This window comes from Sphingomonas oligophenolica (genome assembly GCF_039522915.1).
GTDB lineage: Bacteria > Pseudomonadota > Alphaproteobacteria > Sphingomonadales > Sphingomonadaceae > Sphingomonas > Sphingomonas oligophenolica.
Genome location: NZ_BAAAEH010000047.1, coordinates 315,593 through 334,864, shown reverse-complemented (window position 1 = coordinate 334,864; position 19,272 = coordinate 315,593). Strand labels below are relative to the sequence as shown.

Annotated in this window: 14 protein-coding genes and 1 tRNA gene; 10 read left to right on the top strand and 5 right to left on the bottom strand. The window is 65.4% G+C overall.

From position 1 onward, the window contains the following. Positions 1-10: 10 nt before the first annotated feature. Genes ABD050_RS22920 through ABD050_RS22910 form a run of 3 tightly spaced genes read right to left on the bottom strand, consistent with a single transcriptional unit; the run spans position 11 to position 3,352 of the window. Positions 11-1,633, bottom strand: coding sequence for a Dyp-type peroxidase (locus ABD050_RS22920; RefSeq protein WP_343891841.1), 1,623 nt, complete (start codon positions 1,631-1,633; stop codon positions 11-13). Beyond that, positions 1,630-2,679, bottom strand: a complete 1,050-nt coding sequence (locus ABD050_RS22915) for a hypothetical protein (RefSeq protein ID WP_343891840.1) — start codon at positions 2,677-2,679, stop codon at positions 1,630-1,632. The genes ABD050_RS22920 and ABD050_RS22915 overlap by 4 nt, the downstream gene beginning before the upstream one ends. A 1-nt stretch (position 2,680) precedes the next feature. Then, entirely contained in the window at positions 2,681-3,352 is a 672-nt protein-coding gene (locus ABD050_RS22910; RefSeq protein ID WP_343891839.1) for a hypothetical protein, read from the bottom strand. Between the two features lie 337 nt (positions 3,353-3,689). Here ABD050_RS22910 and ABD050_RS22905 point away from each other — a divergent pair, with 337 nt between their 5' ends. After that, the gene (locus ABD050_RS22905; RefSeq protein WP_343891838.1) at positions 3,690-3,977 is read left to right on the top strand and encodes a type II toxin-antitoxin system TacA family antitoxin; all 288 of its coding nucleotides are present in this window, start codon (positions 3,690-3,692) and stop codon (positions 3,975-3,977) included. Continuing rightward, positions 3,974-4,441, top strand: a complete 468-nt coding sequence (locus ABD050_RS22900; RefSeq protein WP_343891837.1) for a GNAT family N-acetyltransferase — start codon at positions 3,974-3,976, stop codon at positions 4,439-4,441. Before ABD050_RS22905 ends, ABD050_RS22900 begins: the two co-directional genes overlap by 4 nt. A 220-nt stretch (positions 4,442-4,661) precedes the next feature. Here the strand turns inward: ABD050_RS22900 and ABD050_RS22895 are convergent. After that, positions 4,662-4,748 (bottom strand) — tRNA-Leu (locus ABD050_RS22895). Positions 4,749-5,145: 397 nt separating this feature from the next. On the opposite strand from ABD050_RS22895, the gene ABD050_RS22890 reads away from it, so the two are divergent. The 4 genes from ABD050_RS22890 to fucP all read left to right on the top strand — a co-directional run bounded on the left by ABD050_RS22890 (position 5,146) and on the right by fucP (position 11,068). After that, a complete protein-coding gene (locus ABD050_RS22890; RefSeq protein WP_343891836.1) occupies positions 5,146-7,482 on the top strand; it encodes a glycoside hydrolase family 31 protein in 2,337 nt (778 codons plus the stop codon). 182 nt (positions 7,483-7,664) lie between these two features. Further along, entirely contained in the window at positions 7,665-8,687 is a 1,023-nt protein-coding gene (locus tag ABD050_RS22885; RefSeq protein ID WP_343891835.1) for a zinc-binding alcohol dehydrogenase family protein, read from the top strand. Further along, the gene (locus tag ABD050_RS22880) at positions 8,684-9,706 is read left to right on the top strand and encodes an aldo/keto reductase (RefSeq protein ID WP_343891834.1); all 1,023 of its coding nucleotides are present in this window, start codon (positions 8,684-8,686) and stop codon (positions 9,704-9,706) included. Before ABD050_RS22885 ends, ABD050_RS22880 begins: the two co-directional genes overlap by 4 nt. 27 nt (positions 9,707-9,733) lie before the next feature. Then, the gene (fucP, locus tag ABD050_RS22875) at positions 9,734-11,068 is read left to right on the top strand and encodes an L-fucose:H+ symporter permease (RefSeq protein WP_343891833.1); all 1,335 of its coding nucleotides are present in this window, start codon (positions 9,734-9,736) and stop codon (positions 11,066-11,068) included. On the opposite strand, the gene ABD050_RS22870 is transcribed toward fucP, so the two are convergent. Beyond that, complete coding sequence (locus ABD050_RS22870; protein ID WP_343891832.1) at positions 11,028-11,810, bottom strand: IclR family transcriptional regulator; 783 nt, start codon at positions 11,808-11,810, stop codon at positions 11,028-11,030. The two genes, fucP and ABD050_RS22870, sit on opposite strands and share 41 nt — an antisense overlap. Before the next feature lie 104 nt (positions 11,811-11,914). On the opposite strand from ABD050_RS22870, the gene ABD050_RS22865 reads away from it, so the two are divergent. The 4 genes from ABD050_RS22865 to ABD050_RS22850 all read left to right on the top strand — a co-directional run bounded on the left by ABD050_RS22865 (position 11,915) and on the right by ABD050_RS22850 (position 19,222). Further along, the gene (locus ABD050_RS22865; RefSeq protein WP_343891831.1) at positions 11,915-13,231 is read left to right on the top strand and encodes a TIM-barrel domain-containing protein; all 1,317 of its coding nucleotides are present in this window, start codon (positions 11,915-11,917) and stop codon (positions 13,229-13,231) included. Further along, positions 13,209-14,561 carry a glycoside hydrolase family 31 protein gene (locus ABD050_RS22860; RefSeq protein ID WP_343891830.1) on the top strand — a complete coding sequence of 451 codons (1,353 nt, stop codon included), beginning with the start codon at positions 13,209-13,211 and terminating at the stop codon, positions 14,559-14,561. The genes ABD050_RS22865 and ABD050_RS22860 overlap by 23 nt, the downstream gene beginning before the upstream one ends. 16 nt (positions 14,562-14,577) lie before the next feature. Continuing rightward, positions 14,578-16,584: a glycoside hydrolase family 97 protein gene (locus ABD050_RS22855; protein WP_343891829.1), complete on the top strand. Its 2,007-nt coding sequence runs from the start codon at positions 14,578-14,580 to the stop codon at positions 16,582-16,584. A gap of 298 nt (positions 16,585-16,882) precedes the next feature. Further along, positions 16,883-19,222 (top strand): beta-L-arabinofuranosidase domain-containing protein, encoded by a 2,340-nt coding sequence (locus ABD050_RS22850; RefSeq protein ID WP_343891828.1) that lies wholly within the window; start codon positions 16,883-16,885, stop codon positions 19,220-19,222. Positions 19,223-19,272 lie beyond the last annotated feature (50 nt).

The window sequence follows — 19,272 nt, the reverse complement described above, 5'->3', positions numbered from 1 at the left end:
ATCGGGTCGATCAGGTTGGATCGACCGTCCCCATCGCCAGCATGCGGATTGCGTTCATGCTCGGGATGAAGAAATATTCGCCGCCCCGGGTGGTCACGAATTCGGGCAGGTCGGCAGCGATGAAGGTCGTGGCATTCGCCGGGCCGGCGGGAATGACATGCTTGGTCGATTGCGCGCGGCTGCCGATCAGCGGGCAGGTATCGTTGCCGGCCTCGAAATCCAGCCCATAGCTCATCCATTGCTGCTGGATGAACTCGAACTGGCGGAAGATGCTGGTGCAGATCGCCATGAAGATGACCCCGACCTCGCCGCCCGCCTCCTGATAGGGCAGGCCGCGCCGCAGGATTCGGCGGCGGTTGGTGAGCGTGGTCGAGCCGACCGTCGGGCTGAGCTGCGGATCGAGCATGTCGCGCGGATTGGCGCGGCGGATATGCGCGCCGAACGGGCATTTGCCACCGTCGAGATCATCGCCGTAGCGGAACCCGGTGAGCAGCTTGCTATACTCGGCAAGCCGCTGCGCTTCCTTGCTGTCGCGCGGTTTTCGCAGCGCGATTTCGAGGCAATCGGCATAATCATGCATGATCTTCTGATGATCGGCCCAGGTCGGCGCAGCGATCAGCGGTACGCCCGAGCTCCAGCGCCCGACCATCTTGGCCCGCACCGTCTCGCTGGCTATTTCGTCATCGGTCTCGCCGGTCACCTGTTTCCACAGATCGGCCTGGCGCTTCACATTGGCCTTAAACGCCGGCACGTCCTGGCGGAGCTTGCGATAGACCATGAAGGTGCCGTTGCGGACAAAGCCGGCGGGCTGCGTCGCCACCGGGAACTCCTGGCCTTCGTCGACCTGGCCGAGGATGAATTCGCCGGTCTCGAGCGCCGACCAGCTCGTCGCCTCATCATAGACGCCGCGCGCGATCTTGCCGCCGCCGATCGCCGCCAGCGCCTCCGCCGCCGGCTCGAACTGGCCGCGGAACACGGGATCGCTGATGCCGTCAGTAAAGCCGAAATGCTCCTTGGGCAGCGATACCATCGCGCCATCCGGACCAAGCGGCGCCATCAGCGCGCAGCTGTCCTGCCAGCGGCTCTTGCCGTCATCGCCATGCCCGTCGAGCAGCGAGACCCCGCCCTTCGACTCAGTCGCCAGCTTTTCGAGCCAGTCGGTCCATTCATCGAGGATCGGCAGCGGCTTGCCCGCTGCGTCGGCGCCGACACTGAGCGACACCCAGATATGGACCTCGCGGTGGCGCTCCTTATGCTCGTCGCGCCAGATCGGATCCCAATGTTCGGGCGCGCTGCCGCCGACATCGCCGAGGATTTCCGAGCGGCAATGCATGCCGTCAATGAACTCGTCAGGCAGCTGGCGGAGAGTCGAGGTCGGCAGATCGAGCGCGCGCATGCCGAGATAGGAAAAGGCGATGTTGAGGGTGATCGCCGGCTTGATCACCACGCCGGTACCCTCGTCCTTGTCCCAGGGCTGGGCGGTCGTCACGCGCGGGCGCACGCCCTGGATGAAGGCGCGGCCGGCACCGGGGCGCATGATGTTGAAGAACAGATGCCGGGTGAACGGGAAACCGAAGCGGCCATAGGGCCGGTGGATGTTGCCCTGGATATCGGCGAGATCGAGCTGGATCATTTCGGCGCCTCCAGCGCGGGAGCGTGGAATTCGCCGGGCGGCTGGGTCGGCTTCTGCAGGTCGGCGGGTTGGACGGCCTGAAGAAAGGCGCCGAAGCGGGCATGGAGCGCCGCTGCATCGAGCCCCTGGGCCTCGATCGCGAGCCGGGTGAAATGCTGCTGGACGAACAGGCTCTTCAGGACCGAAGGCAAATCGCTGCCCGGCGCTGTCGGGAAGGGTTTCAGGCCCTTGTTCATGAAATAGCGATAGGCAATCCACGCCGCGATCGCGACCAGGACCAGCAGCGCGAGCAGGCCGATGCCGAAGCGCAGCGCGATCCAGCTTGCCCAATGCTGGACCCGCCCGTGCAGGTGAAACGCCGACAGGACGATATCGAGCAGCAGCGCAACCGCCCAGGCGCAGGCCGCCCACCCGATCGCCTTCACCGCGAAGGTCACGAGGTTGAACGCGCTCGCCTTTTTCGGCGTGCCCGGCTTGGCCTTCAATTCGTCATGCGCCCAATAGTCGTTGAACGGCATGGTCGTCTCGACCTGGCAGCGGCGGATATAGCCGTGAAAGGCATCGGCGCTGGTGATGCCGTCAAAGCCGACGCAATGTCCGAAGATGATGGTGAGATCGTCCTGCATCGTCGCCCATAGCGCATCGGTATAGGCGCGGAGCGCGGCATCGCCATCTCCATTCTTGGCATCGATATCGGCGGCGAACAGCAGATAGGGCCGCGCGAACCGGTCGACCGGCTGCGGCACCAGCGGATCGATCCCCTTGATCGCGGCGACCAGGCTGTCCCCCGAATTGCGGCCGTTGAAGGCCGGCCCGTCAATGATGACGAAGCGCGCGAGATGGTTGAGCGTGTTGCGCGAAAAGGGCGAGGGCCACGCATCATCGGGCGATGCCGCAGTCTGCTTGCCGGTCGGCGTCAGCGCAAGCTTCTGCGCGAGCTGGGCGCGGTGCGAGCGCGAGCGGCCGGGGATCTTGTCCTGGATGAAATCGGTGCGAACCGGGGCGAGCACGGTCAGGAAATAATGGCCGCCATCGAAATTGGGCATGTCAGCTCCCCCGCTTGGCGGCGAGCGCGTCAATGAATTCGCGCCGTGCCGCATCGGCGCTGCGCGTCGCGATCGACGCAATCGGCGCGTAGCCGGGCGATGCGAGCGAGTTGGCCAGCTTCGCCGTGGCCGCACGCCACGCAACCGCGAACGCCTCGACATTGCCGCCACGGTGAATCTCGGCGAGATCGAGCACTGCCTCGCGCACTCTCAGCGCCGCCTTGATGTCGCGCTGCGCCGCGCCCGGCGTCGCGTTGTAATAGTAAGCGGTCTGGATCTGGTTGGTGCCGATATAGGCCTTGAAGCTCGAGATCGGGATCGAGTGCGGGTATTTGGTACTGGCATACCAGAACATGTCGAGCCCGCTGGGGATGCCATCGGCAAAGGCATCGATATACTGATCCCAAGTGCCGTTGAAGTTCGACAGGAACAGCATGTAATCATTCTCGAGTGCCGGCAGACCCTGAGGCGCGCCCAGGGTTGGATCAGGCCATTGGTTGCGGCGGATGATCACCCACCGCGCGAAATGAATGAGCTTCAGCCCAAGCAGGCCGGACAGTCGCGACGGCATCGCGCGGGCAGCCATGAAGATCAGGACCTGCAGCCAGGTGAGCGACGGCCGCATCGGCGTCAGCACGTTCATGCCGTAAGCCTTGCCCGCGATATTCGACATAGCCCGACCCCCAAGCCCGATCCAGCCAAGGTGCCGCCGGGCCCGCGGGGGCGCAAGGGGGAATATAACCAGAGCGGCGGCGCCTGAGCGCAGGCCGCGAAAAGGATGGTGCGGACGGTCGGGCTCGAACCGGCACACCGATTAAGGAACGGGATGTTGAGAGTGACTCACCACATCCTGCCGGCGAACTCGCGAAGAGGCGACGCAAGCTTGGGTAGCCCCAGCTTCAGCGAGTAACCGGCAGGCGCCGCGTGGTGGCAGCTGGGACAGTTTGGCGTGAACTCACTTGCGATGTCCGGTGTTTCACCGTACAATTTGAAAAATAAGTGAGGTTACTATGCCACAGCCATCCAGCCGATCCGCCCGGATCGAAGCCAGAATCGCGCCGGAGGTTCTGGCGGCCGTCAAGCGTGCCGCCGAGATCGAGGGGCGCAGCATCAGCGATTTCATAGTCGATGCGGCGCGCCATGCGGCCGAACGCACCATCGAAGAAGCGCAGATTATTCGGCTGTCGCTGGCCGACCAGGAGCGGGTGGCCAATGTGCTGGCCAACCCGCCTGCATCATCGCCCGCGCTCGAGCGGGCAATGGCTGCGCATCGCGACCTGATCCTCGGGAGCGAATGACCTATCGCATCACGCTTCTCGGGAAGCAGGATCGGGCTGCCTTCGCCAGCGGCTCGGAACCACTTGACCGGTATTTCCGCGAACGTGCGACCCAAGATGTACGTCGCCGGGTCGCTTCCTGTTTCGTGGCGATTGACGAGACGGAAGCAGCCGCGGGCTTCTACACAATCGCCGCTACCTCGCTGGTCCTCGACAAGCTGCCGCCCGAACAAGCGAAGCGCCTGCCGCGCTACCCCGTGGTCCCGGCGGTGCTGCTGGGAAGGCTGGCTGTCGCGAGCACGCACCAAGGCAAACGGCTGGGCGGCGCGCTCGTCGCCGACGCGTTGCTGCGTGCGACGCAATCCGAGATCATGGCCTATGCCATGGTCGTCGAAGCCAAAGACGAACAGGCTGCTCGCTTTTACGAGCATCTGGGTTTCTTGAGAGTGGGTGACGACCGGCTCCGACTTATTCGGGCCCTGTAAGCAAGGAACGCAGAATCGATTGAGTTCATGAACAGCCTATAAGCCGGGACGCGGCGCGTTGACGGGTACGTTGGCCGCCTCCTGTCCAGGGCACCGATGGCCACCATGCTGCGCGGATGCGCCGCATTCCGCCAGGACGGGAGTTCGCCGGGTTCGGCTCATGCCCCGCGACGGGGTTCCCATCGCCGTTCGGCGATCTTGTTGAGTGCTGCCAAGAGGATGGTGCGGGCGGTCGGGCTCGAACCGACACTCCGATTAAGGAACGGGATTTTGAGTCCCGCGCGTCTACCAATTTCACCACGCCCGCATGCCGATCGGCAATAAGGCGCTGACCGACAGAGCGGAGGCCTATATGCGAGCGCCCAAAGGATTTCCAGACAGGAAATAGGCGTGGCCGGCACCTCCCCTTGGGCTGCGGGGAACGGCATCCGTCCTGCTGCCGCGCATGTTTTGCGCAACGCACGATCGCTTTCGGGAAATGCGCAGGCGTTGCGGTGAGAAGCTTGCCATCACCCTTGCAACGCGATTTCATATGCGCCAATCACCGCTCATACGCACCAATGATAGGGGCAGACTGGAGTGGAACCTGACAACGCTGTCACCCCTGGATGGCCGCGACCTGCTTTCCTCTCCCTCCCCGGCGACCATAATCCCTTCGCCTCCCGCGCCAATTCACGGCGTGCCTGCCATCACAAGGAAGCCATATGAGCCTGCTTCGCATCCTCCTCACCGGTGCCGCCCTCTGGCCCGCTTTCCCGGCGGCGGCGCAAGGGCTCGGAACGATCGATCGCAATGGCGCGCTTGTTTCGGTCGAGAGCTACGGCCCGAACATCGTGCATGTGACGATCGCGCTCGATCCCGCGCTCGTCCGTGCGCCCGCCGGCTTCGGGATCAACGGCAAGGCCGATGCGAGCGGATGGACTCATCGGGCTGACGCGTCCGGCGACATCTATGCGTCGCCCAGGCTCACCGTGACCGTCGCGTCCCAGCCCTGGCCGAAGCCGCCGAGCCAGATGGAGCGCTATTTCGCGCCCTCGCTTCCGCCGGTTGCGCTGACCATCGCCGGCGCTGACGGCCACGCGATCACCGCGATGACCGGTTGGGAAATGGCGCCGCAAACGGTCAATGGCGAGAAGACATTCCGCGTCGGCGCGACTTTTTCCGACAGCGCCGACACGCATTATTACGGGCTGGGCCAGAACCAGGAAGGCATTCTCGACCTTCGCGGACGCACGATCGATTGCCGGCATTATTATGATGCGCCAGCGGGCGAGCAGGTCTGCGTGCCGTTCCTCGTCACCAACAAGGGCTATGGCATCGTCTGGGACAACCCCTCCCCCACCATCGTGTCGCCGGGCCTCAACAACCACACCCAGTTCCAGTCGAGCGTCGGCGAGCGCGTCTCCTTCTTCGTCATCACGGGCGCGACCACCGACGAGCTCTATGCCGGCTATCGCACGCTGACCGGCGAGACCCCGCTGCCGCCCAAGGCAGCGTTCGGGCTGATCCAGAGCAAGGCGCGCTATGAAAGCCGCAAGGAGCTGATGGATGTCGCCGACGGCTATCGCAGCCGCGGGCTTCCGCTCGACGTGATGGTGCTCGACTGGTTCTACTGGACCCGGATGGGCCAGCTCGACATCGACCGCGGCCAGTTCCCCGATCCGGCGGGGATGAACAAGGAGCTCCATGATCGCGGGCTTCACTCGATCATCAGCGTCTGGCCGCGTTTCGAGCGTGAATCGCGTTACTATTCAATGCTCGCGGCCAAGGGCTGGCTGCTCCATGACAAGGACGGCAATGTCGTCGACGGCCTCGCCGTCCGCTCGGACCGCGCGGGCGCGCTGCTCGACGTGACCGTGCCCGAGGCTCGCTTATGGTTCTGGGACAGGATCCGCGACAATATCGCGAGCCAGGGGTTCGACTGGTTCTGGCTCGACGAGACCGAGCCGGATCTCGTCCCCGACGGTTATTTCTACGCGCTCGGCTCGGGCGACCGCTATCATAACCTGTTCCCGCTGCTCCACACCGGCGGCGTCGCCGAGGGTTCGGCGCGGGATCGGCCGGACAAGCGCAACCTGATTCTGGCGCGCGCCGCCTATCTCGGCGCGCAGCGCAACGGCGCAATCTTCTGGTCGTCGGACGTCAACGCGACCTGGGAGGCGCTCAAGCGGCAGGTGCCGACCGGACTCGACATGACCGCGAGCGGCATCGCCTATTGGAGCAGCGACACTGGGGGCTGGCAGTGGCCGAGCGGCCCGAAGGCGCAGCATCCGGTCCTGCTCGATCCGGCCGGCGCGACCGCGATGGGGGCCGACTATACCGATTATCCCGAGCTGTTCGCGCGCTGGTTCGCCTATAATAGTTTCACGCCGACACTGCGCATCCATGGCAATCGCCCGGCGACCGCCATCTGGCAATATGGCGCGGCGGCCGAACCCGTGCTCGCGAAGTTCCTGCGGCTTCGCTACGCCCTGATCCCCTATCTTTATTCGCTCGGCCACCAGACCTACCGGACCGGCGCGCCGTTCATGCGCGGCCTGTTCATGGATTTCCCGAACGACCCGAAGGTCGCCGCCATGGGCGACGAATATATGCTCGGTGCGGCATTCCTGGTGGCGCCGGTGACCGAGCAGGGCGCGACCAGCCGCGAGGTCTATCTGCCCGCCGGCGCCGACTGGTATGATTTCTGGACCAACGAGAAGCATATCGGCGGTCAGACGGTGACGGCGGCTGCGCCGATCGACCGGATTCCGCTGTTCGTCCGCGCCGGCTCGATCGTGCCGATCGGCGCCCAGATCCCGAACACCGGCACGCGGCAGCCGCTCAAGAGCATCCGCGTCTATCCCGGCCGCGACACCACCCTCACGCTCTATGACGACGACGGAGTCACCAACGCCTATCGCAAGGGCGGCGATGGCACGCTGCTCCGGTGGGATGACGCGCTGGGCAGGCTGAGCGCCGCCGGCAAGCTTCCGACGGGCCAGGACGCCGCCGCGCTCGTCCATGTCGTCAAGGCGGGAGAAGCCTTCGACGTGCCGTGACTGGCGGAGGTGCGGGTCAATCGCCCGAGCCGCTTCGAAGAGATGAAAAGCTGGACGCGGCCGATCTCGGTCGCTTCCGGCGGCTTGCCCGTCACAGGCTCCGAGTCAGATTGCATTGGCGAAAATTAAATTGCATATATGGGAAGACGGCAAAAAAGCCGACCTGGGAGCGGGACGCAACGATGAAGGCTGTAATCTGCCCCGAACCGTACAGCCTCATGATCGTCGAACGGCCTGCGCCCCAAAGGGGCGAGGGCGAAGTCCTGGTGCGGATACGAAGGGTGGGGCTGTGCGGCACTGACTACCACATCTTCGAGGGCCGCCATCCCTATCTGATCTACCCGCGGATCATGGGCCATGAGCTTGCCGGCGAGGTTGAGGCGGCGCCGGCCAGATCGGCGCTTCGTCGCGGCCAGATCGTTGCGATCAATCCCTATCTCGCCTGCGGAACCTGCATCGCCTGCCGCAAGGGCAAGGCCAATGCCTGCGTCAAGATTCGGGTGCTGGGCGTCCACGCCGACGGCGGCATGTGCGAGTTGCTCGCCGTTCCCGAACGGGCGGTGGTGGATGCCACCGGCCTCAGCCTCGACCAGGCGGCGATGCTCGAATTCCTGGCGATCGGCGCTCACGCCGTGGCGCGGGCCGGGCTTAAGGCTCGCGATCGGGTGCTTGTTGTCGGCGCGGGCCCGATCGGCATCGGCGTGGCCCTGTTCGCGCGGCTCGAAGGGGCGAAGGTGACCCTGGTGGATACGCGCCCAATCCGGCTCGCTTATGCGCGCAAACGGCTCGGCTTCAAGGACACGATCGAAGCCGGACCCGATTTGGCGCCGCTACTGGCCGAGCACAACGACGGCGAGATGTTCGACGCCGTTTTCGACGCCACGGGATCGATCACCGCGATGGGGCAGAGCCTCGCCTTTGTCAGCCATGGCGGCACCCTCATATTCGTTGGCGTGGCGCTGGGAAATCTCGTGCTGGCCGATCCCGAATTCCACAAGCGCGAGACGACGTTGCTCGCCAGCCGCAACGCGCTCCCCGCCGACTTCGCACGGGTGATTGCGGCCATGCGGGCCGGCAAGATACCGACTGACGCCCTGCTGACACACAGCTTCGCCGCGGAAGACATCCCCGAACGCCTGCCCGGCCTGATCGCCGATGCGGATCATGTGCTCAAGGCGATCGCCATTTTCCCGGCCGCGCGATGACCCATGATCGCGCCGCCTTGCTCGATCGCCTCGCCCGGAGCGGGCCGTTCGGCTTCGGCGGCTCATCGCTCGGCAATTTGTACCGCGCGATCGACGAGGAGCGCGCCCACGCAACGGTGTATGCCGCCTGGGCTGACGGCGTGCGCTATTTCGACACGGCGCCTTTCTATGGCCTTGGTCTCGGCGAGCGGCGGCTGGGCGATGTTCTTCGGACGCGCAATCGCAACGACTTTATCCTGTCCACCAAGGTCGGCCGGCTGCTGGTGCCGGGCGAAGCGGCGCCGGAGAAGTTCGGGTTCCGCTCCCCGATGCCGTTCGATCCGGTCTTCGATTACAGTTATGACGGCGTGATGCGCTCGGTCGAGGCGAGCCTTCATCGCCTCGGCCTGGCCCGTATCGACATTCTGTACATGCACGACCTTGGCCGCCTGACTCACCGCGACAATCATGACCGGCACTTCCGACATGCGGTCGATGGGGGCTTTCGGGCTATGGCCGACCTGCGCGACCAGGGTATCGTCGCGGCGATCGGTCTTGGCGTGAACGAGGTCGAGATATGCGCCGAGGCCCTGCCCCGTGCGGACTTCGACCTGTTCATGATCGCCGGTCGCTATACCCTGCTCGACCGGAGCGCGGGCCCGTTCTTCGACGATTGCCGGCGTCGGGGAATCGGCGTGGTCGCGGCCGGGGTCTTCAATTCGGGCGTGCTTGCGGCCGGCATCGCCAAGGGGGTGCCGCGCTATGATTACGAGGCCGCGCCGGATGAAGTGATGCGGCGCGTGGCTGCCATAGAGCGGGTGTGTGAGCGCTTCGACGTCCCGTTGCCGGCCGCCGCGCTCCAGTTCGTGAAGGCGCATCCCGCGGTGACCCTGACTGTCGTCGGGACGGGCAGGCCGGCACGCGTCTCGGAGACCGTCGACCTCGCGCGCAGGCCGATTCCGGACGCGTTCTGGATGGCGTTGCAGGCCGAGGATCCGATTGCGGCCGGAGGAGCGGTATCGGCCGATATGTTCGCCTAAAAAAACGATTATGTGGGAGCAGGAACAGTGGCGGCGACAGTGAACCAGGCGGCGCCGGCAGGCGCCGGTGAGGCTGGCCAGGGCTTCATCGCGTCACCCTATCGATGGGGCTTCGCGCTTGTCGTGAGCCTGTTCTTCCTCTGGGCGCTGGCGAATAATTTCAACGACATCCTGATCCGCCAGTTCCAGAAATCCCTCGGGCTCAACCGGGCCCAGGCGGGCTTCATCCAGTTCGTCTTCTATATCGGCTATTTCGTCGTCGCCATCCCGGCCGGATTGCTGATGCGTCGCTGGGGATACAAGGCCGGCATCCTGGTCGGGCTGGGATTGTACGCGACCGGCGCGCTGCTTTTCTATCCCGCCTCGCTCATGCTGAATTTCGGCATGTTCCTGTTCGCGCTCTTCGTGATCGCGGCGGGTGCCGCCTGCCTGGAAACGACGGCGAACGCCTATACCGGCGCCTTTGGCGATCCGGCCACCGCGGTGCAGAGGCTGAACCTTGCCCAGGCGTTCAATGGGCTGGGCGGCTTCATGGCGCCGATCATCGGCGGACTGCTGATCTTTTCCGGCGTCGAGCATTCGGCGACGACTCTTCGGAGCATGACCGCGGCCGATCTGGCAGCCTATCGCGCAAGCGAGGCGGGGACCGTGCAACTGCCCTATATGCTGCTTGCGGTCGCGGCGATCGCGGTCGCGACGGCGGCTGCGCTGGCACGCATGCCCGAGGGGCGCTCGGAAACGGATGCGCCGCTGCGCGCGCAGGTCGCGGGGCTCATCCGCCATCGGCCGCTGATCGGCGCGGTCATCGCGCAATTCTTCTATGTCGGCGCTCAAGTCGGGATCTGGAGCTTCTTCATCGACTTCGTGAAGGACGTGACCCCCCAGGTGTCGGAACGCCATGCCGCCTTCCTGCTGTCCACCAGCCTCGTCCTGTTCATGATCGGTCGGTTCACGGGAACGGCTCTCATGTCGCGAATCCGGCCGGCACGCCTGCTGGGCGCCTATGCGGCGGCCAATATCCTGCTCTGCGCCGTCGCGGCGACCGGCTCGGGCTGGCCGGCGCTTGGCGCGCTCATGCTGACCAGCTTTTTCATGTCGATCATGTTCCCGACGATCTTCGCCCTGGGCGTCGAGGGCCTCGACTCCACCAGACCGCTTGGATCGTCCTGCATCATCATGGCGATCATCGGCGGGGCGGTCTTCCCGCCGCTGATGGGACTGATTGCCGTGCGCATGGGAGGCGTCCCGATCGCGCTGCTCCTGCCGCTTGCCTGCTTCGTCGTCATCGCCGGCTATGCGCGGCTGGTGCGGCGCGCAGAGGCTATTCGTCCTGATGGCCCAGCGTATCCGAAATCCTCGTGACGGCTGCCCGCAGCATCTCGCGGGCCGCATCGGGGCCTATTTTCTGGGAGCCATCGATGATTTCCAGAAAGGGGATGGTCAGCGCAGCGGCCACCCGGCCATCGAAGCCGAACACCGGAAAGCTGATGTCGGTTACGCCGTGGGTGATCGGGCTCTGGCGATTGTCATGGCCGCGCGCATGAATGGCGGCCAGCCGCTCGTCGAGCCAGGGGCGATCGACCGGAGCCCCCTGCTCCGCCTCGGCCGCGGCGATGATCTGGTCAGCGCGCTGCGGATCCGAAAATGCCAGCAGTACCTGGCCGGAACAGCTCTTGATGATGTCGACCCGGGCGCCAACCCGCACCGAAAAGCCGCGGGCGCCCGGTTGCTGTTCGCAGGCAATCACAAGGCCCTGTGCGCCATTGGGCACGACAAGGTGGCAAGACTGCTCCGCTTCGAGCGCAAGCCCCTGCATTTCCGGCAGCGCCGCCCGGACCAGATCCTGGGCAGGCGTTGCGCGATAGGCCATGTCGAGCAGTTTATAGGTGACCGTGTAGCGATCCGTCCTGACCGATTTGCGAAGATAGCCAAGCTGTTCAAGCACGATGACGATCCGGAACAGCTCGCCGACCGAACGATCGAGGCGCACCGCCATTTCACTGACCAGCGCCCCTTCCGGATGGTCGGCGAGCAGCTCGATGATCTCGAACGCTTTCTCGATCGCCGGCGCCGCATAAGTGCCCTTGAGCCCGGAACGCGCCATTCGATCTCCACCACGCCGCAAGCGCCTTTGATGCGCTGGCCGCCCACGCGCTGTAAAGCCCGGGCGCGCCGCGGCCACCAATTCATCCGACAAGGACGAGGCTGATGACGCATCCGGACGGAAGAACCGGTCAGTTCAGCCGCCGGCAAGCGCTGATGGCCGGCGCGGCGGTGATATGCGCGGCGACGCTGACATCTTCGGGCGCCGGGGCAGCCGCGATCGTGCCGGATCTGGTCATTCCGCTGGCCGGCGGCGTGATCGAAATCGTCGCGCTGAGCGATCGTGCGGTCCGTGTCCGATTCACTGAGCGCGCGCGGTTACGGCCGCCTGAAAGTTCCATCCTGAAGCCGATCGTGAGACGCCCCGGGGTCCGCCAGGAGGATCGCGACGGCGTGACCCGACTGTCGCTGCCCAAGCTGACCTGCGAATGGTCTGCACAAAGCGGGTGCCTGAGCTTTTTCGACGCTGCGGGCCGGTTGCTGCTGCGCGAGGCGGCGGGAACGCGGACACTCGTGCCGGCGACGCTGGGATCAGAACGGGTATTCGCGGTATCCCAAGGTTTTGAATCCCCTGCCGGAGAGCGCCTGTTCGGCACTGGTTGCTTCCAGGACGGCCATCTCGATCTGCGCGGCCTGCCCCGGCGCCTCACACAGGTGAACACCCAGATCAGCCTGCCCTTTCTTCTCTCCAGCCGAGGCTATGGGTTGCTGTGGCACAATAGCGGAATGAGCGAGCTCAACCCGCCCGGCGCCATCATCGCACTGCGCAAGGCGGCCACCGGCGAACGAGCGGCGGCCGACGTCACCACCTCCGCCGGCAATGCGCGCGTCGCGCGGCAGGAGGCGAGCTTCGAGGCAAGGTTCACGCTCGAACGGGATGGCCGCTACGCTTTCCTGCTTGATGTCGGGAAGAAGATGGCCTCGCGCCACCATGTCGAAATCGACGGCCGCGTCCTCGAGGATCATGCCAATCTCTGGCTGCCGCCGACGACGAGTTTTCTGACCGACTTGAAGGCCGGCGAGCATCAGGTGCGGGTGATCGCCAATGCCGACGATGCGCCGACGCTTGCCTTCGGCCCGCTCGAGGACCGCACGGTCTGGCGCTCGCCGGTCGCCGACGCGATCGACTATGTCGTGATCGCCGGCCCCACCGCAGCGGAGATCATGGCCGGCTATCGCGATCTGATCGGCCCGGCCCCGATGATGCCGGTCTGGGCGCTTGGCTATCTTCATTGCCGAGAGCGCTTCCATTCGTCGGACGAGATTCTCGCCACCGCCCGCGAATTCAGGGCGCGGCGCCTCCCTGTCGATATGATGGTCCAGGACTGGCAATATTGGGGGAAATATGGCTGGAACGCGATGCGTTTCGACGAAGACCAATCCCGATCCAGCCGGGCTGGTGAGGGATCTGCACGCGCTTGACATGCGTCTGATGCTCTCGGTCTGGTCGAAGGTCTCTCGCGACACCGAGCTCGGCAAGGAAGTCGCCGCCCGCAATTTCTACATTCCCGGCACTGACTGGGTGGACTTCTTCAACGACAAGGCCGCCACTTTCTATGCCGACAACCAGAACCGGCGGCTCGGCTCGCTGGGCATCGACGCCTGGTGGCAGGACGCGACCGAGCCGGAAAATGACGATCTCGTCGGGCGGCAGACTGCCGCCGGCCCAGGCGAGCTGGTCCGCATCGAATATCCGCTGCACGTGTCGCGCGCCGTCTATGAGGGCCAGCGCAGGGCATTCCCCGACCGACGCGTGATGATCCTCACCCGGTCAGCCTTTCCCGGCCAGCAGCGTTACGGCGCGGCCACCTGGTCAGGCGATATCGGCAATGACTGGGAGACGCTGAAACGCCAGATTCCCGCGGGACTGAACATGGCGGCGGCGGGCTATCCATGGTGGACGGTGGACGCCGGCGGATTCTTCCGCCCGGGGCCGGGCCAATATACTGACCGGGATTATCACGAGCGCTTCCTGCGCTGGTTCCAATACGCCACCTTCCTGCCGCTGCAGCGCGTCCATGGCTATATGACCGACACCGAGTTCTGGCGTTACGGGGACGAGGTCGAGACGATCGCGCGTTCCTGGCTCGAACTGCGCTATCGGCTGCTGCCCTATCTCTATTCGCTGGCGGCGGAGGCGAGCCGCGCCGGGATGCCGCTGTTGCGGCCACTCGTGTTCGATTTCCCCGACGACCCGACCGCGCTCGACCAGGCGCACAGCTACATGTTCGGATCGGCCTTCCATGTCGCGCCCGTCCTCGCGCCGGGCGTGTCGGACTGGCGCGCCTACCTCCCGGTCTCGACGGGCGGCTGGCATGATTTCTGGACCGGCGAACGTCGTAACGGCGGCGAGTGGCATCAGGTGCCCGCGCCGCTGGCGCGCATGCCGTTGCATGTCCGCGCCGGCAGCATCGTTCCGCTCGGATCAGTGCGGCAGTCCACCGCCGGTGCGCTTGGGCAGGACCTCGACCTCCTGATTTTCCCGGGCCGCGACGGCAGCGCCAGCCTCTACGAGGACGATGGCCTGACCTATGCCTGCGAGAAGGGCGGCTCCGCACGGACAGGCTTCGACTGGGACGATGCGCGCGGCGACCTGGCGATCGGCCGGCGGGACGGCGGTTTTCGCGGGATGCAGCCATCACGACGGTTCAGCGTGCGGCGCATCGGCAAGGGCGCGGCGCCGCTGGACGACGGCCCGCATCACGACATCATCTATTCGGGTCGGCCGGTGACCATCCGGCCCGGCGGCTGAAACGAGGGGATATGATATGAAACGCGCAACCATCCTCCTCGCCGCGAGCATTGCGGCGGGACTCATACCGGGCTCCGCATTCGCTCAGGCCGGGCCGGCACTTGCCTCTCCGGACCAGCGGACGCGCCTCGAGCTGAAGACGGCGGACGGCCTCGGCTATACGCTCACCCGCGATGGGCAGCCCGTCCTTGCCCCCTCTCCAATCGGCCTCTTCACTGATCACGGCGCTCTGGGCGCGGGCGCGCTCCTCGTCACGGCGTCGGAAAAAAGCTCGGTCGATGACAGCTATGCGCCGCTCGCCGGGAAAGCGAGCCGTGTCGCCGATCGCTACAATCAACTGGTGCTTCACCTCAGCCGAGCGACCGACGGCGCCCGGTTCGACCTGGTCCTGCGCGCCTATGACGACGGGATCGCGTTTCGCTTTGTCGTGCCCGCGCAGAAGGGGTTCGAGTCGCTCGACGTCTTCTGGGAATCGACCGGCTTCTATTTCCCCAGGGATTATCAGTGCTGGGGGATGAACTCGGGCAAATACGACAATTCCCATGAAGGCGAGTTCGATCCGGTCAGGGCCTCGGCGATCCGCAACTTTCACCTCTACGACGCGCCGCTCGTCTGCAAGACCGGGGCCGGCGAGACGACCTTCGCTATCGCGGAGGCCGACAAGCGCGACTATGCCGGCGCCTATCTTTCGGGCCGGGGCGACGGGGGCCTGGGCGTCAATGTCAGCCTGACGCCGCGTGCCGACAATCCGCCCGATGCCGGTACGTTCAAGACGGCGGTGCGCGCCAATCTTGCCGGCGGGCCGCTGGTCACGCCGTGGCGCGTGGTGATGCTCGGCGACCACCCCGGCGATCTGATTGCCTCGAGCCTGATCGCGCTGCTCGCAACCCCGTCGGCGGTCGCTGACACGAGCTGGATCAAGCCGGGCAAGTCGGCCTGGGACTGGTGGAACGGCTGGGCGGTCGACATCCCCGATGCCGGCGTGAACACAGCCACCTACAAGGCCTATGTCGATTTCGCCCAGAAGATGAAGCTCGACTACATCCTGATCGACGAGGGTTGGTACAAGGGCAGTTCGGAGATGCCGCGCCCGGCGGATGTGACCGTGCCGGTGCCGGCCATGGATATCCCGGAAATCGTCCACTACGCCGCCGACCGGAAGGTCGGCGTCTGGGTCTGGCTGCACTGGAAGCAGCTCGAGCGCCAGCTCGAACCCGCGCTCGCGCTGTACGAGGCATGGGGCATCAAGGGCATCAAGGTCGATTTCATGGATCGGAACGACCAGGAGATGGTGGGATTCTACCATCGCCTCCTGTCGAAGGCGGCCGCGCATCATCTGATGGTGGATCTGCACGGCGCCTATCCACCCGATGGGCTGGCGCGGACCTATACGAATTTCCTCACCCAGGAAGGCGTGATGGGCGCCGAATATAATAAATGGAGCACGCGGGTCACCGCGACGCATAATGTCACGCTGCCCTTCACGCGGATGCTGCTTGGCCCGATGGACTATACTCCGGGCGGCTTTCATGCGCTGCCGCCCGCTGCGTTTGCGGCCCAGCGCCGCTCGGTGCGGCCCTTCGTCCAGACGACTCGCGGGCAGGCAATTGCGATGTACGTCGTCTATGATTCACCGCTCTCGATGGTTGCGGACAGCCCCGATTCCTACGTGCGCAAGGACGGGACCCTGACCGAGGGGGCTGACGTACTGGCACGCATGCCGACCAGCTGGGACGAAACCCGGGTCCTGATGGGCGACATCGGCGACTATATCGTGATGGCCCGGCGCAAGGGATCGACCTGGTATATCGGCGCGATGACCAACGAGACGGGCCGCACCCTCTCTGTGCCACTGACGTTCCTGCGCGGCGATGCGCGCTTCGTCGCCAGCATCCATGAGGATGGCGCAGATCCCGACCGGCTGAGATCGTCGGAAAGGAATGTTACGGCGCGCGATCGAATAACGCTGAGGCTCGCCGGGTCAGGCGGCGCGGTGGTGGAGCTGACCCTTCCCGACCAGTAAAGCCGCGGCGCGATTCAGCAGCAACAAGGGCTTGACCGTGGAATGCAGGCAGCTGTTTACTCTGACAAGAATATGCCTGCCAGCCGGACTTCAAACAGACGCATTGAGCATGCGCGCGCGCTCTCAACTCCGGTCAGCGCTGCCGCCTACGACTGGAGCCCTCGAAAATGGCGCGCACCCTCGCCGCTTGACGGAACAACTTGTCGGACTAAAGTCCGCCAATCGCGAAGAGCGGCGCCGACCAGGCCGATTGCCCACGGATGTCGCCGCATACGTACGATGACACGGGGGAGGTGACTTGAGGGACTTCGCAGCGACACGCCGGCAGTTCGTCATGGGCACAAGCGCCGTGGCGCTGGCAGCCGGCCTGGCTGGACCGGCATTTGCCCTGGCCCGCCTGTCGACGGCTGCGCCGATTGCATCGCGCCATGTGCTGCTCAAGCCTTCGATCTTTGCCGATGCGATCGCGGCCAATCGCCGCTTCCTGCTGTCGCTCGATCCGCTGCGCCTGTTGCACAATTTCTACGTGTCGGCCGGTCTGCCAGTTCGCGGCCCGGCCTATGGCGGATGGGAGGCCCAGGGCATCGCCGGCCACACGCTCGGCCACTGGATGTCGGCCTGCTCGCTTCGCATTGCCCATGACGGCGATCCGGAACTGGCCGCGAAGCTGGACAGTGCGCTGGTCGAAATGGCGCGAATCCAGGCTGCCCAGGGCGACGGCTATCTCGCGGGCGGGACGGTCGAGCGAAACGGTAAGACGATCGACGGCAAGATCGTCTTCGAGGAGGTCAGGCGCGGTGACATCCGGACCAGGGGCTGGGACCTGAATGGCGCCTGGGTGCCGGTCTATACATGGCACAAGGTTCAGACCGGGCTGATCGACTCCTACAAGGCCGCCGGCAACCAGCGCGCGCTGCCGATCCTGCTCGGCGTCGCCGACTATTTCGGCAGGATCGTCGAAGGCCTGAGCGACGCGCAGGTCCAGCAATTGCTGCATGCCGAACATGGCGGAATCAACGAGGCCTATGCCGAAACCTTCGCGCTGACCGGCAACCCCCGCTGGCTGCGCATCGCCGAGAAGCTGCGCCACCGCGAGGTTCTCGATCCCCTGACCGAACAGCGCGACATCCTCGCCGGCCTGCATGCCAATACGCAGATACCCAAACTGGTCGGGCTCGCTCGTCTGCACGAGCTGACCGGCAACCCCGCCCATGCGACGGCCGCGCGCTTTTTCTTCGATCGCGTTGCCTATCATCACAGCTATGTCATCGGCGGCAACTCGGAACGCGAGCATTTCGGCCAGCCGGACCAGCTCGCCGACCGGCTGAGCACCGCGACGTGCGAGGCGTGCAACAGCTACAACATGCTCAAGCTGACGCGCCATCTCTATGGCTGGCAACCGCGCGCCGCGCTGTTCGACTTTTACGAACGGGTGCAGCTCAACCACATGATCGCGCACCAGCGGCCCGATACCGGCATGTTCGCCTATTTCATGCCCCTCGAAACCGGCGCCCGGCGCGAATTCTCGACGCCTGACAACAGCTTCTGGTGCTGCGTCGGATCGGGAATGGAGAGCCACGCGAAGCACGCCGATTCGATCTACTGGCATGATCCGGCGACCCTTTATGTGAACCTCTTCATTCCCTCCCGGCTTGACTGGCGGGAGCGCGGGCTGACGATCGATCTCGAGACGCGCTATCCGATGGACGGCGAGGTGACGCTCGCCGTCCGCGCCGCCCCGCCGGCCGCCACCGCGATTGCGCTGCGCATTCCCGGCTGGGCGACCGGGGCCACGGTGATGCTCGACGGAAAGCCGATCGAGCCAGCGCGCCGCGACGGCTATGCAGTGCTTCACCGGCGCTGGCGCGCCGGCGAACGGCTCACTTTGTCGCTCCCGATGACGCTGCGGAGCGAGGCGATCCCTGGAGATCCGTCGACTGTCGCTTTCCTGAGCGGTCCGCTGGTCCTCGCGGCTGATCTCGGCCCCGGCGCGGTCCCGTTCGACGGCACGCCGCCCGCCCTGCTCGTGCCGGGCGATGCCACCGCGGTGCCGCAGCCCGTTCCGGGCGAAGCCCATCGCTATCGTCTCTCGCCCATCATGGGCGAAGCGGTGGAGCTGAAGCCCTTCTTCGCGATGTATGATCGCCGGACCGCAGTCTATTTTCGAACCTTCACCGCTGAAAGCTGGGCTGCCGGCAAGGAGGGCTATCTTTCGGCGGAGGCGGCGCGCGCCGATCTTGTCCGCCGTACTGCCGACATTTTCCATATCGGCGAGATGCAGTCCGAGCGCGATCATGGCTTCACGTCGACCGACAGTGCCGCCGGGCAATTCTACGGACGCAGCTCGCGCCGGCTGCCGGCCGGCCAGACGATGCGCTTCCGGATGGCACGGCGCCCCGGAGCAGCCATTCTCCGCGTCACCTATTGGGGCGACGATGTCGACCGTCTCGCGGAGATCAGCGCGGATGGCAGCCCGATCGCGACCGAGCGCCGCGCGGCGCCGGGCAAGAGCGACTGGGTGGTGGTGGATTATCCCCTCCCCCCGGTCACGACGCCGAGCTCCGAGATCGCCTTCGCTGCCCGACAGGGCGACACGGTCGTCTATGACGTGCGCGTGATCGCGCCTGCCGCCAGCTGATCCCACCCACGCGCACCGGGGCGTTGCTTTCACGGTCGCCGCCCAATCCC